Origin of the sequence: Aeromonas sp. FDAARGOS 1407 (assembly GCF_019048725.1) — a bacterium.
In the GTDB taxonomy this organism is placed as follows: domain Bacteria; phylum Pseudomonadota; class Gammaproteobacteria; order Enterobacterales; family Aeromonadaceae; genus Aeromonas; species Aeromonas enteropelogenes.
Genome location: NZ_CP077399.1, coordinates 4,401,656 through 4,414,138, shown reverse-complemented (window position 1 = coordinate 4,414,138; position 12,483 = coordinate 4,401,656). Strand labels below are relative to the sequence as shown.

Here is a 12,483-nt window from a genome sequence, read left to right as displayed (position 1 = left end):
GCTCAACAGCACCCACGCTCCGCGAGCGACACACATGTATGTGCGGTGATGATCACGTGATCTAACAGGCGTATCTCCACCAGCTGTAATACGCCTTTTAACTGCTCGGTGATCTGCAGGTCGGCTGAGCTGGGTTCCGCATAGCCTGAAGGATGGTTGTGGGCCAGTAGTACGGCTGCAGAATTATGTTTGAGTGCGCTTTTGAGAACTTCTCTGGGGTGTATAGTTGCAGCGCCTAACGTGCCCAAAAATAGCTCTTCGTAAGCCAGACACCGGTGCTGGTTATCGAGAAATAGAGCGACAAACACTTCTCGTTCCCTGGTCTGTAATATTGCTTGTAGTGCTTTTTGAGCCAAGTGTTTGTCGGTAATTGCGACACCCGTGGCCAGTTTCTGGCGAGCAATCTGATTGGCGATGGTCAACAGTTCCTCTTCGTTAAGCAGGTCGGTGACCCGATAGGTGCCGGGTTGCTCCCCGGCGATCAGTTTGTGATGCAACATGGTTAGGCTCCATACGCCATCGCCCCACCGCATTGGACGCGGCAGGCTAGGCGAAGTAGTTGGTTAATGGGTTACTGAATGGGGTGTGACAGCAGGCTTGGTTGGGAATGTTCAGGCCGCCAAGGTGTTCGGGTGTAGTCGTGCAGCGGAATGTGGTAACTGGTGGCTACTAGGGTGCCGAACTGGGTTAGCCAGCGGTGATCCGGGTGATCGCACAGCCATTGCGCCAGTCTGTCACCCCGTTCGTTTTCATAGCGTAGGTAGAGGGCGTAACCGGCTACCGGCTGGCCTTGGTCATTCACCACTTCAATCTGACCATCGTGCTCAAGGTAAGCCTCCAGCTCGATGGCGATCACGGCGTTAATCATCTTCGGTCTCCTTGTCAGGGATGGGGTCGCTCGCCACGGCATAGCCGCGATGGATGCAGATGCGCTGCAGGTCGGTCAAAAAGCTTGCCAGTACGCAAGGCTGCTCGGTGAGCGGCACCGGCCCTGCTTGGCAATGCCAGAAGCAATTGCGCTTGGGATCGATGCAGATCTCATCTCTCGGCTGACTCATGATGTGCCAGTCCTCGGCATTGGTGAGGGAGAGCAGTTGCCACTGCGCCCCGGACCAACGGACTTGCAGGGTGACGGTACGAGCTTGTTGGCTACCAGGTGTCAGGTGCAGCAGCCAGCGCTGACCACTGCGGGTGGGTGTTATCTTGGCGTTGGCGGCAACTTGTCCTAGCCACTGACGGGAGTAGTGGGAGAGAGCTAATTCATGGGGCATCGTGTCCTCCTAATCTCCTGCGACCGTGACGCTGAAGCATTCCAACCGGCAGTAGGCAATGAAGTTGCTCTGCCAGATATCGAACAACTCCCGCGCTTCGGTCAGCCGCAGCGGTCCCCAGCCCAACATGGTGTGTTCACCATCTAGAAAATTGAAATCGAGCTCCTTGCAGAGCTCGGCATCCTGCCCCAGCCCTTGATAACTGAAGTCGGTGACGTAATCGAACAGCCAACCATCGAGCCCACGGATCAAGCGGATCTCGACCGGATGCACACCTCCTTGTTCGACGCTGTAGCCGGGGTTGCGGAAGTTGAAAGTCAGTTGGGTTAAGCGCTCTAGATTGAGCTCGGTTTTAGCGGCTTCTTGGTCGAGCAGAACCAGCAATGCTTGTGCAACGGGCAGGGCAAAGCCGTCCCGGAAAAAGGGAATGGTCATGGTGTTCTCCGAATAAAGGGTTGGGGTTAGCGCAGTCGCCAGGGCAGAAGCCAGGTTGGTAGCTTGTTCGTCAGCGGTGTGAGCAGTGTGGGGAGAGTCGGCTTGGTGGTGCGAATTGGCGGCAGGGGCGTTTGTGCAATCGTGATGGCTAGCAAGACGGTACTCCACGCCTGGTCTACCTGCTCACTGTGGTGTACACCCTGGATACACCAGGTCACGAAGTGCTCGCAGTTGTTGAACTGCAGGTTGTAGGCCCGCTCTCCTAGCCGTTGATGCGCTCGCGCCAGGCTTTCGCTCGGACTGTAGTAACGGTGGCTGTATTCACGCAGGTAGCAGTCGCCATTGCCTGTAAATATCTCCAACGATGAAACAATAATCCGCCCAGTCACCGGGCCTTCACTCGAGAAAGGACCGGTATAGTGAATAACTTGGTTATTGCCCGCGTAGAGGCCGTGATGGTCGTAGCCCCATCGGCTTACGACCAGATGGTCACCAGGTTGCATGTCTGCTCCTTTTAGAAAACAAAAAGCCCGGTACGAGACCGGGCATAGCGAAGTGGAGTGGGCTCACTCGAAGGTGTAACCGGCATTTCCCCGGTCGGTATGAATAACCACCTCCAATACTCGGCACAGCGGTGTTGACTTGAGGGTGAACCGAGCTTGCTGTCCAAAGTTCATTGCAACAGGGAACACTTGCTTGATGTACTCTGGTTTTAACCGGTCTTTACTGGCGAGACAGGTGCTCCATTTCACACGACCGCTGACACAATCATCACTCGGCACTTCCCGAACCAGCTGACACTGGCCACGGTTGATGGTGATGTCTTTAATCGTGACAGGGTCATTACGAGACACAACCTGCAGTACGCCCTGTTGTGCGCGCAGTTCAAAGTTCAAGGGGGCGGCGGCTGGCTCAGGCTCTGGAGCCGGAAAGGCACAGTCGAAGGCCGCGTCCGTAGCGGCAGTTAGCGTCTCTTGTACACCCGCGACCGGCAGCTCAACGGTGCGGCCATCCTGGGTGATGGCTTGCAGCGACTTGGCTGAGCGCAGCGCGGCCCACATGTCATAGAACGCCTTACTGTCATTCCCTGCCACCATGCCGGATAGCGGGGGATAGGTATGGCCATCGATGCGTAGCCAAACGGTTTCAGTCGGTGCTTGGCCTGCTTGGTTGAGTTCGATGCGGCTAAGCTGGCCCATCCGGCACGATAGATAGAGATAGGTCGCGTCATCGACCGTTGCTGAGTACTCCGTTACCCCCTGACCCCAGCCATCGTTCCAGCGGCCATGGTCTCCAAACGCCAGCACGGCGGGCGTTAGCAGCAAGCCCAGTAGAGCTATTATCCATTGATGCATCCCACACTCCTTACACGGCATAGCCGAGGATATTGTTCATAAAGCTCTGAAAGGCGAAAAAGCCAATCAGTGCCCCGATGGCCTGCGGCCCCATAAGCCAAAACACTTTGGCCTTGAAGGTCTCGACTGCGCCGCTGGTCGAGATCCAGTCCGGGTGGGTAAAGCGGCGAAACCACTCCCCGATACACATGCCAACACCGGTAAAAAGCGTGCCGAACACGAAGGTGGCGGTCAGCCCCCAAAATCCAAGCCAGGGAGCTTTGCCGGTCCAGGCGATGTTGATGGTCAGGGCCAGAAAAAGCAGGCCCGCGATAGCAAAGTAACGTTTCATGATGTCTCCTTATGGATAAAAATGACTTTTCATTTCCCGTTGTCATGCGGTGGTTGCACAGCGGTAAATGAGGGTTGTGGAGTATTGGGTGATGGATTTCCTTTCGTTCTGAAATTCCCTGCCAAAGCACCAATGTCAACCTGATCGGTTGATCCTCACCCTTCAGGGTTCTTCATGTCAATGGGTCTATATCCAACCATAGAGGTTGGTTGGAGGACTTATGACAGATATCAACTTTGAGCAGTTAGCCAAGAACGTGGGCAAGGCTATTGGGCGTCAGCGTAACCAGGCCGGGTTTACCCAGGAGCAGGTGGCTGAACACCTCAATATCGGGATGGAGGCCGTCTCTCGAATGGAGCGGGGAATTGTGGTGCCGACCGTGGTGCGGCTGGCGGAGCTCGCTCAACTGTTTGGTTGTGAGCTAGCCGACTTTCTGCGTGAGACCAGTAACCGCCCGACCGAGCAGGGTATTGTGCTGAGCCAGCAATTGGCCCGGCTTGATGATGCCGACCGAACCCTGTTGCTGGAAACAGTGGAGCGGTTGGTAGATCGGTTGGCTCGTCCCCGCTGATCACCCGCCAGTTACTGGGGGAGGGGATGGGCTCCCTTTCCCCAATTTGTTGGTGAGTGGGCTCCTTCTTGGTTGTGGCCTCTGCGGTGTTCTGGTTGCTTGGCTTTGCGGTGCGTTAAGCGAGGTAGTCGCCACTGCATCAGCGTTACCATTCGCTGTCTCGTCGCTGTTAGCTTCGGGATAGAACTCCTCCAGCAGCATCGGCACCTCTTCATCGATATCCTCAAACTGGCCGTTACGCAGCAACTCGCGCGCGGCCTGCTCCATCTGGTCGATGGCGAGTCCCGCCTCTTGGTCACGCTGGGCGGCCTCGTGTGCCTGTCTGATTGCCTCGGTCAGGTTGGTCTCTTCCCGCAAGGTCAAATCCACGTAGTAGACCGGTGTGCGGTAGGACTGGGTGGTGCTTTTGGCTCGCAACCGCAGGGTGAGCGGCAAATAACGGGTGTGACCACCGCTCACGGCCTCCAGGTATTTCAGTCGAGCCGACAGAGTGCGCACCGAGTTGTAGCCGGTGGTTCGGAAGATAAAGCTGCCCAGCTCATCCCCTTGCCCCTCCACAAACAGGTTCAGTCGCCCGTACAGCTTGCAGCCCTGTTGCCCTGCAAAGGCGCAGCGCTCTGGTCCAGAGCAGCTGACCTCCTCCATGCCTTGTGCTCCCACACGTCTTGCCACCTCCCCATTCCCGACACACAGCGGCCTGCCAGTCTGCCGATCAAAGGCGCTGTATTCCGCCCGCAGATTCAAGTCGCTGTCGTTGAACAACACCCGCACCGGAATGGCGCGGATCTTGGTTTGCTCCTGCCCTTGACCACTCTTTTGTGATGAGTAGTGTTGATGCAGGGGATGGAGCAACCATCCCCCTTTTTGTTGTACCTGAGTGGTGAGGGTGAAGCTGTCGTCCTTCTCCGGCACCCACTTATCTTGTTTTTGCACCAGCTTGCCGATGCAGATCCGCCCTATCACGGGCGGGGTAATCGCCAGTCCTTTGATCATGGTGTTTGCCTCAAGGGTTGAATGGTGAAACGGCGCACGCCGGGCACCGGTTTGACGTAACGGGTAAGCAAGTCGGGATGAGCCTGACCGAGCTTATCGAGATCCGGCGCCAGCCGATCTTGGCTGCGCTTCCAGGTGATCTTGCCATCGGCAAACAACCCGGCTGTCGCTTCACCCAAAGTGGCTTGCAGCCGCTGCTTGAGTTGCGACTCCTGTAGCTCGACCGCTTCCTTTTGCTGACGCAAGCGCAGTAGCTCGCCAAACAGCTGGTTGAACTCGGGAGAATCGGAGAGATCCAGCGTCTGCCCATCGTCACGGGGGAAGAGCCAGCTCAGGGCATTGGCAGCATCACTGGAGCCGTCAGGCTCGGGCTGCTGGTCTTGTTGCACCATCTGCCAGAACTGCGCTTCCCGTTCGGTGAGATCCTGGATCTTCTCCTCATCGCGCTCGATGCGGTAAATCCGAAAATCCTGGCCACCGATCAGCACAGCCACTTCGGCCCAGACATGGCCGGTGACGGCCAGTTGATGGAGTACCTGACACTGGTAAGCCACCGGCACTCCTTCCTCCCACTGGGGGGCGCTGTGATAGCTGGCGGTCTTGATCTCCAGAATGCCCGGCCCATCGGGATGGCCGACTACCTCCCGGTCGAGGTTGGCGAGCATGAAGGGTTGTTCGGGGTGTTGCAGCACCGCATTGACCCGGCGCACCTTATAGCCGGTGCGTTTGGCGTAGACCTGCGCCAGCACCGGCTCCAGCTCAATGCCCCACAGCACCGCTTCCTTGTGGGAGATATCCTCCGGCTCTTTACGGCCGGTCTTCTCCAGCCACAGGCTGAGCGGACATTTGTAGGGGGAGAGGCCTACTGCCACAGCAGCATCGGAAGAACCAATGCCGAGCTTGCGGATAGCGAGCCACTGCTCGCGGGTTAAGTGGGTAGTAGAGGCCAGCCGCAGGGCTTGGCCGTATTTGGCTTTTGCTTTCATGACGACTCCTTGTTGACGGCATAAATGGCTATGCCCGGATTGGCTTGCGCCAGTCCGGGTGAGGTCGTTATGCGGTTTGAATGGGGAAGCGGAATTACTGCAGTAGGGTGAGGGCCTGATTCAGGGCTTGGGACTTGAGTTGTGCTCCCTGACCGAACCAAGCGGAATCGAGCCGGTGATCTTGGCTGCGAGCGCGGCGGTGGTGATCCACGTATTCCGTTACCGCATTGACCAGCCCCCAGGCGGTATTGCGGGAGCTGACAAGTTCTGAGCCCATGCCTGCGCCCTGATAGAGCTCATGCAGCCGTTGTACCGGCTTGGTGAGGATGATGTTCTCCTCATCGAGCGGTTGCGCCAACAGATCGCTGAAAAAGCGCAGCGCCTCTTCGGGGGCGACGGGCCGCTGTGCCAGCGCCTTGGTCTGTGCCTTGAACTCATCCCAATGGGAGAGCCCCAGCCCGAGCGACTCTTTGACGGTCGCCGCATCGAACTGAGTGGAGTGGGGCACCTTGATGGCTCCGGTAGCGCTGCGCAGTGCCATCTGCAGGGTGTTGTTGCAGACTACTCGCAGCGAGGTGAACTGCGCCGTGGTGCAGAGTGTGCCGTCGCAACTGGTCGCCAGCAGCAGATAGGACTTTACCAAGTCATTGCCTTTGAGTTTTAGGTCCTGACCTGTTTTAGCCAGAGCCCACAGCTTGCGGCCACCTTTGAGCGAGCCTGCTGTTTCCAGCTCAAAACCACCGGCTTCCACCAGGTCTTGATAGAAGTGCAGCACCTCATGAGGCTGTACCACGTTGTAGCGACTTGAGACCACCGACAGGGGGGCGAGGGTATCGGAGCGATACAGCACTTTGCTGTCGCTGTAGGGGCGGATATGCAGTGCATCGGAGGCGACGTTAAACATCACGTCGCTCTGCTCGATGGTCCAATCCATCCCGGCTGCCTGTAGCCAGATATCGAGAGATTGTTGCGGGGGCAAAATATTGCCAAGGCCATGCCAGGGTGTTTGACCGGTGTAGGCCATCGTATCGATCAGGTGAGCCATGATAAATCTCCAATGAAAAAGGGACTGCACAGAGCAGTCCCTTGGGTAGGTTCATGGAGATAATATATATCTGAAATTAATTGAAATGAGACTTATTTGCTTCTCTGATTTGTAGCTATGGAATGCGCGCTGTGGCTGCACTGTGGTGTACAAATTGAAAGGTGGGACTCAAAAGGAAGTAAGGTGGGATCAGGGAAAGAGAAGGGCCTATCAGATTTTAGATAGGCCCTTTTGATAACAATTATGCATGCCTAGCGTTGCCTAGTGTGTACGCAAAAGTGTACTCAAACTAATAATGGCTGCGCCTTGTGATCGCATGTCATTGAAAGTAATCTATAATTTTAATTTAGACGTTGAACAGGAAGTTCATGATATCGCCATCCTTGACGATGTAGTCTTTCCCTTCGGCGCGCATCTTGCCCGCTTCCTTGGCGCCCTGCTCACCCTTGTAAGTGATGAAGTCTTCAAAGGCGATGGTCTGGGCGCGGATAAAGCCCTTCTCGAAGTCGGTGTGGATCTTGCCTGCCGCCTGCGGGGCAGTGGCGCCGACCGGGATGGTCCAGGCGCGAACCTCTTTCACACCGGCGGTGAAGTAGGTCTGCAGGTTCAGCAGCTGGTAGCCGGAGCGGATCACCCGGTTCAGGCCCGGCTCTTCGATACCCAGATCAGCCATGAATTCGGCGCGGTCTTCATCATCCAGCTCGGCGATGTCCGCCTCGATGGCGCAGCAGACCACGACCACTACCGCGTTCTCGGCGGCGGCGATTTCACGCACCTTGTCCAGATAGGGGTTGTTCTCGAAACCATCTTCCGCCACGTTGGCGATGTACATGGTGGGTTTGAGGGTCAGGAAGTTGAGGTGGCTGACGGCGGCCAGCTCTTCCTTGTCCAGCTTCATGCCGCGGATCATCTGGCCGTTTTCCAGGGCCACCTTGATCTTCTCCAGCACTTCCACTTCCAGCTTGGCATCCTTGTCGCCGCCCTTGGCACGCTTGGCCTGGCGGTGGATGGCGCGCTCGCAGGCATCCAGGTCGGAGAGGGCCAGCTCGGTGTTGATCACCTCGATGTCATCGGCCGGGGAGACCTTGCCGGCAACGTGAATGATGTTTTCGTCGTCGAAGCAGCGCACCACGTGACCGATCGCTTCGGTTTCACGGATGTTGGCCAGGAACTGGTTGCCCAGACCTTCGCCCTTGGAGGCACCGGCAACCAGACCGGCGATGTCCACGAATTCCATGGTGGTTGGCAGGACACGCTGGGGCTTGACGATCTCGGCCAGGGCATCAAGACGGGGATCCGGCATCGGCACCACGCCAGTGTTCGGCTCGATGGTGCAGAACGGGAAGTTGGCGGCTTCGATACCGGCCTTGGTCAGCGCGTTGAACAGGGTGGATTTGCCTACATTGGGCAGGCCCACGATACCGCATTTAAAACCCATGGATTGTTACCTTACTTGATGGATGCTGTAAGGGACGCCGGCAGGCGGCCCGTGTCATGCTTTATTCGGCCTTGAAGCTGTGCAAGCGATTCATGGCCTTGGTCATATCTTGTTTGAACAGGATGTCGGTGGCGCGCAGGGATTCATCCAGCGCGGCATCGATCAGGTTCTGTTCGCTGCTCGGTGCCTTGGTCAGCACGAAACCGGCAACTTGCTCCTTGGCGCCGGGATGACCGATCCCGAGGCGCAGCCGGAAGAAGTTATTGTTGTTGCCCATCTTGGCGATGATGTCCTTGAGGCCGTTGTGGCCGCCGTGGCCACCGCCCTGCTTGAACTTGGCGATGCCGGGGGGCAGGTCAAGCTCGTCGTGGGCAACCAGAATGGCTTCCGGTTCAATCTGATAGAAGCGTGCCAGCGCGGCGACCGCCTTGCCCGAGAGGTTCATATAGGTGTTCGGGATGAGCAGTCGCACATCCTGCCCCTCGACCTGGATACGGGCAGTGTGGCCGAAGAACTTGGGCTCTTCACGCAGGCTGGCATTGTGCCAGCGGGCCAGTTGCTCCACGTACCAGGCACCCGCATTGTGGCGGGTCTTGGCATACTCCGGGCCGGGATTGCCCAGACCCACGATCAGTTTGATTTGGCTTGTCACGCTTGATGTCTTCACTCGCAGCTGTCCTGGGTACCCTACCCAGGGCAATAGGACGCAATATTCTAGCCGCCGAGTGGCGATCACTCAACCGATGTGCACGGGGTGCCCATGAAATGGCGGGATCTGCCCGCGATTTGGCGGCCAACGTTCGGCAAACGGGCCTCTTGCAAGAGGCCCGTGCCGGTTCATCTTGTGGCGCCTTTATTTGGCGCGCAGCAGGGTGACCGTCTCCTCGTCCAGGGCGGTCAGGTTGGGGCGCGCCTCGCGCACGTACTGCACGAAGGAGGCGGCGTCAGTGCCGCAATCCACCCCTTTTGCCTTGCAATCGAGCGCCTTGCCGTCGGCATAGATGGCATTGAGCCGCTCGCCGCTTTGCCCCACCTTGAGCACCGGGAAGGCGGCCAGCTTGCCGTCGACGCTGGCGATGTCGACCCGCTCGCTCTGCTGGCGCTGGGCATCGGCCAGGGCCTGCCAGCCATCATTGCCATTGGCGCTGTAGGCATTCATTACCACCCGGTAGCGCTGGTCATCCATCAGATCCTGCCACTGGCCATCGGCCGTCTGGTATTGCAGTTGGGTGAGGGTGCCCGCCTTGCCTGTCTCTGTCTCCTGGAAGGTGTAACGCAGGTGGCCGCCATAGGGGAACTTGCCGGCGTGGGCGCTGGCGGGCAGGGTGGCAGTGATGGTTTCGCTCAAGAGGGCACGCACATCGGCACCGGTCAGGCTCAGCACCGCGAGCTGGTTCTTGAACGGCAGCAGGGTGAGGGCACTGTCCCCTTCGCGCCATTCGCCGGCCGGCAGATCGGCGCGCACGCCACCCACCGCCACCAGGGAGAAGTCCACCGGACCACCGGTCAGGGCTTGCACCGCCGGGGTGTTGGCCCAGTAATACTGCCCTTCTGCAACCAGGGGGGCGACATCCGAGCCATGGCTGTCGCTGCCGTTGTCGCCGGGGCGACGGACATTTTGCAGCTGGGCTGGGATGGTGCCGATCACCGGGCCATAGGCTTTATCCAGCGCCGGTTTGTAGTGGCTGTCGATGATGCCGCGCAGGCGCGGATCCTCATCTACGGTCACCAGGTTGGGCTGGTTGTCGATGAACTGACTCGCCTTCTTGCTGCCCTGCTTGTCGAGGGGGTGGCTGCGGGCCGGATCGGCGAAGAAGTCGTGGCTGGCCAGCAGGCTGTTGTTGCCCTGGCAATCCTGCACCTGACCCTGGTTGTCGAAACTTACCTGGGCCAGACCGATGGCCTGGGCGTAGGAGCCCGCCTGCACCACGCAGGTCTTGCCGATGCCGTCCGGATTGGTCACCAGCTTGGCGTACTCGCCGGTTTTGCCCCAGCCGATATTGCGAAAATCGCCGAGCAGGCTGTGAGAGTGGCCGCCGACGATGGCATCGATACCGTTGACCTTGGCCGCCAGCGCCAGATCCCGCTCGTTGCCGATGTGGGTCAGGGCGACGATCTGGTGAATGCCTTTGGCCTGCAGCATGTCGACCGTGGCCTGGGCCGAGGCCACTTCCTTGTCAAAGCGCAGTTTGCCCACGTTGGGGGCGATATTGCCCATGTCTTCCAGCACCAGCCCCATTACAGCGACCAGTTGCTTTCCTTGCGGCAGGTTGTTGAGATCGGTGACCGGGCTCTTCTGGTTGCCGTCGAAGGCATAGACGACAAAGGGCTTGAGATTGCTGGCCTTGCTCAGGGCCGGATCGTCACGGGTATCCAGGTTGGCGGCCAGCACCGGGAAGTTGACCCCCTCGATGAAGCGGGCCAGCTTCTGGTTGTCGAGATCGAATTCGTGGTTGCCGAGCGCCATGGCATCGAGGCCGAACTGGCTTAGTAACTCGGCGTTGGCCATCCCCTCGTTGAGCTTGAAGTAGCCGCTGCCCTGCCAGGCATCGCCGCCGTGCAGCAGCAGCAGGGGCTGGTTCTTGGCCAGCGCCTCGGCCTGGTAGGCCTTTGCCATGGTGAGCAGGCGCGGATAGCCGCCAAAGCGGGTGTAGAGGGTGTCCGTCTCCTCGTCCTTGTTGAAGATATGTCCCGTCAGCTCGGCGTTGACCGGATCGAACTGGGAGTGGGTGTCGTTCATGTGTGCCAGGGCCAGCACGAAGGGCTGGTTCTCTTTGGCTGGCTGACAGGCGAACAGGGCGGAGGTGAGGGTTGCGAGCAGGAGAGGACGCAAGCAATTCATGGACAAATCCTTAATCCTGCCGGGGGCAGGGTAGTACCAGATATCAGGGTGCTAGAAAGACGAAAACCGCCGGTAGGCGGTTTTCGTTGATACAACATCCATCAATGCTCGAACATGGCAGAGATGGACTCTTCGTTGCTGATGCGACGAATGGCTTCGGCCAGTACGGTCGAGAGGGTCAGTTGCTTGACCTTGCCAACCGCCTTCATCTCCGGGGTGAGCGGGATGGAGTCGGTGATGATCAGTTCGTCGATCACGGAGTTCTTGATGTTGTCGACGGCGGAGCCGGAGAAGACCGGGTGAGTCGCGTAGGCAAATACGCGCTTGGCGCCGCGCTCTTTCAGGGCTTCGGCAGCCTTGCACAGGGTGCCGCCGGTGTCGATCATGTCATCGACGATGATGCAGTCGCGGCCGGCAACGTCACCGATCAGGTGCATGACCTGGGAGACGTTCGGGCGGGGACGGCGCTTGTCGATGATGGCGATGTCGGTGTCATCCAGCAGCTTGGCGATGGCACGGGCACGGACCACGCCGCCGATGTCCGGAGATACGACAACAGGGGCCTCGAGGTTCTTGGACTTCATGTCTTCCAGCAGCACCGGGCTACCGAACACGTTGTCTACCGGAACGTCGAAGAAGCCCTGGATTTGCTCGGCATGCAGGTCAACGGTCAGCACACGATCTACACCGACGCTGGAGAGGAAGTCGGCGACAACCTTGGCGGTGATGGGCACACGGGCGGAGCGGACGCGGCGGTCCTGACGGGCATAACCAAAATAGGGGATAACGGCAGTGATACGGCCAGCTGAAGCACGACGCAGTGCATCCACCATGACGATCAATTCCATCAAATTGTCGTTGGTCGGGGCACAGGTGGATTGAATGATGAAGATATCGCCACCACGTACATTCTCGTTGATCTGTACGCTGATCTCGCCGTCGCTAAAGCGACCTACGGCAGCATTGCCGAGTTTGATAAACAGGCGATCTGCGATCTTCTGGGCTAGTTCCGGCGTTGCGTTACCAGCAAACAGCTTCATGTCAGGCACGGTTTGAAACCTCGGGGTTGCATCCAGTATGTGGGGGAGTCTGAAATCAGACCCGGATCGTTTGGGGGCAAACGATTTATCAAGATAACGAGCAAGATGTCTGCCGCAGTGAAACGGAGCACGTCAGGTCGGTGGGCGAGCACGACATCGCCCACGCTTCCTCGCTC

Annotated in this window: 15 protein-coding genes; 1 reads left to right on the top strand and 14 read right to left on the bottom strand. The window is 58.4% G+C overall.

The genetic code is table 11. The features are described 5' to 3' along the window. Positions 1 to 2: 2 nt before the first annotated feature. From radC to I6L37_RS20660, 7 genes are all read right to left on the bottom strand, one after another. A complete protein-coding gene (gene radC, locus I6L37_RS20690; protein WP_114523250.1) occupies positions 3 to 500 on the bottom strand; it encodes a DNA repair protein RadC in 498 nt (165 codons plus the stop codon). Positions 501 to 571: 71 nt separating this feature from the next. Continuing rightward, a complete protein-coding gene (locus tag I6L37_RS20685; RefSeq protein ID WP_123173869.1) occupies positions 572 to 868 on the bottom strand; it encodes a hypothetical protein in 297 nt (98 codons plus the stop codon). Further along, positions 861 to 1,271, bottom strand: a complete 411-nt coding sequence (locus tag I6L37_RS20680) for a hypothetical protein (RefSeq protein WP_123173868.1) — start codon at positions 1,269 to 1,271, stop codon at positions 861 to 863. Before I6L37_RS20680 ends, I6L37_RS20685 begins: the two co-directional genes overlap by 8 nt. Before the next feature lie 9 nt (positions 1,272 to 1,280). Then, positions 1,281 to 1,706 (bottom strand): DUF2787 domain-containing protein, encoded by a 426-nt coding sequence (locus tag I6L37_RS20675; protein WP_182951586.1) that lies wholly within the window; start codon positions 1,704 to 1,706, stop codon positions 1,281 to 1,283. A 26-nt stretch (positions 1,707 to 1,732) separates the two neighbouring features. Beyond that, entirely contained in the window at positions 1,733 to 2,209 is a 477-nt protein-coding gene (locus I6L37_RS20670) for a lecithin retinol acyltransferase family protein (protein ID WP_182951587.1), read from the bottom strand. A gap of 63 nt (positions 2,210 to 2,272) precedes the next feature. Further along, a complete protein-coding gene (locus I6L37_RS20665; RefSeq protein ID WP_182951588.1) occupies positions 2,273 to 3,061 on the bottom strand; it encodes a hypothetical protein in 789 nt (262 codons plus the stop codon). A 10-nt stretch (positions 3,062 to 3,071) separates the two neighbouring features. Beyond that, positions 3,072 to 3,392 carry a hypothetical protein gene (locus I6L37_RS20660; RefSeq protein ID WP_182951589.1) on the bottom strand — a complete coding sequence of 107 codons (321 nt, stop codon included), beginning with the start codon at positions 3,390 to 3,392 and terminating at the stop codon, positions 3,072 to 3,074. A gap of 220 nt (positions 3,393 to 3,612) precedes the next feature. On the opposite strand from I6L37_RS20660, the gene I6L37_RS20655 reads away from it, so the two are divergent. Then, a complete protein-coding gene (locus I6L37_RS20655) occupies positions 3,613 to 3,963 on the top strand; it encodes a helix-turn-helix domain-containing protein (protein ID WP_043133797.1) in 351 nt (116 codons plus the stop codon). Here the strand turns inward: I6L37_RS20655 and I6L37_RS20650 are convergent, their stop codons facing one another. From I6L37_RS20650 to I6L37_RS20620, 7 genes are all read right to left on the bottom strand, one after another. Further along, complete coding sequence (locus I6L37_RS20650; protein WP_182951590.1) at positions 3,964 to 4,956, bottom strand: hypothetical protein; 993 nt, start codon at positions 4,954 to 4,956, stop codon at positions 3,964 to 3,966. After that, a complete protein-coding gene (locus I6L37_RS20645) occupies positions 4,953 to 5,942 on the bottom strand; it encodes a YqaJ viral recombinase family protein (protein WP_182951591.1) in 990 nt (329 codons plus the stop codon). The genes I6L37_RS20650 and I6L37_RS20645 overlap by 4 nt, the downstream gene beginning before the upstream one ends. 94 nt (positions 5,943 to 6,036) lie before the next feature. After that, positions 6,037 to 6,987, bottom strand: coding sequence for a DUF932 domain-containing protein (locus tag I6L37_RS20640; protein WP_182951592.1), 951 nt, complete (start codon positions 6,985 to 6,987; stop codon positions 6,037 to 6,039). A 346-nt stretch (positions 6,988 to 7,333) separates the two neighbouring features. After that, the gene (gene ychF, locus I6L37_RS20635; protein ID WP_026457962.1) at positions 7,334 to 8,425 is read right to left on the bottom strand and encodes a redox-regulated ATPase YchF; all 1,092 of its coding nucleotides are present in this window, start codon (positions 8,423 to 8,425) and stop codon (positions 7,334 to 7,336) included. 61 nt (positions 8,426 to 8,486) lie between these two features. Further along, positions 8,487 to 9,077, bottom strand: coding sequence for an aminoacyl-tRNA hydrolase (pth, locus tag I6L37_RS20630; protein ID WP_026457963.1), 591 nt, complete (start codon positions 9,075 to 9,077; stop codon positions 8,487 to 8,489). Between the two features lie 201 nt (positions 9,078 to 9,278). After that, positions 9,279 to 11,267, bottom strand: a complete 1,989-nt coding sequence (locus I6L37_RS20625) for a bifunctional UDP-sugar hydrolase/5'-nucleotidase (RefSeq protein ID WP_216992839.1) — start codon at positions 11,265 to 11,267, stop codon at positions 9,279 to 9,281. Positions 11,268 to 11,368: 101 nt separating this feature from the next. Continuing rightward, on the bottom strand, positions 11,369 to 12,316 hold the full coding sequence (locus I6L37_RS20620; protein WP_026457470.1) for a ribose-phosphate pyrophosphokinase: 948 nt from the start codon (positions 12,314 to 12,316) through the stop codon (positions 11,369 to 11,371). Positions 12,317 to 12,483 lie beyond the last annotated feature (167 nt).

Coding starts and splice junctions, on each gene's coding strand:
- ychF (WP_026457962.1), bottom strand. CDS start 8,425: ATGGGTTTTAAATGCGGTATCGTGGGCCTGCCCAATGTAGGCAAATCC.
- I6L37_RS20650 (WP_182951590.1), bottom strand. CDS start 4,956: ATGATCAAAGGACTGGCGATTACCCCGCCCGTGATAGGGCGGATCTGC.
- I6L37_RS20660 (WP_182951589.1), bottom strand. CDS start 3,392: ATGAAACGTTACTTTGCTATCGCGGGCCTGCTTTTTCTGGCCCTGACC.
- I6L37_RS20665 (WP_182951588.1), bottom strand. CDS start 3,061: ATGCATCAATGGATAATAGCTCTACTGGGCTTGCTGCTAACGCCCGCC.
- I6L37_RS20670 (WP_182951587.1), bottom strand. CDS start 2,209: ATGCAACCTGGTGACCATCTGGTCGTAAGCCGATGGGGCTACGACCAT.
- I6L37_RS20625 (WP_216992839.1), bottom strand. CDS start 11,267: ATGAATTGCTTGCGTCCTCTCCTGCTCGCAACCCTCACCTCCGCCCTG.
- I6L37_RS20685 (WP_123173869.1), bottom strand. CDS start 868: ATGATTAACGCCGTGATCGCCATCGAGCTGGAGGCTTACCTTGAGCAC.
- I6L37_RS20680 (WP_123173868.1), bottom strand. CDS start 1,271: ATGCCCCATGAATTAGCTCTCTCCCACTACTCCCGTCAGTGGCTAGGA.
- I6L37_RS20640 (WP_182951592.1), bottom strand. CDS start 6,987: ATGGCTCACCTGATCGATACGATGGCCTACACCGGTCAAACACCCTGG.
- radC (WP_114523250.1), bottom strand. CDS start 500: ATGTTGCATCACAAACTGATCGCCGGGGAGCAACCCGGCACCTATCGG.
- I6L37_RS20675 (WP_182951586.1), bottom strand. CDS start 1,706: ATGACCATTCCCTTTTTCCGGGACGGCTTTGCCCTGCCCGTTGCACAA.
- I6L37_RS20645 (WP_182951591.1), bottom strand. CDS start 5,942: ATGAAAGCAAAAGCCAAATACGGCCAAGCCCTGCGGCTGGCCTCTACT.
- I6L37_RS20655 (WP_043133797.1), top strand. CDS start 3,613: ATGACAGATATCAACTTTGAGCAGTTAGCCAAGAACGTGGGCAAGGCT.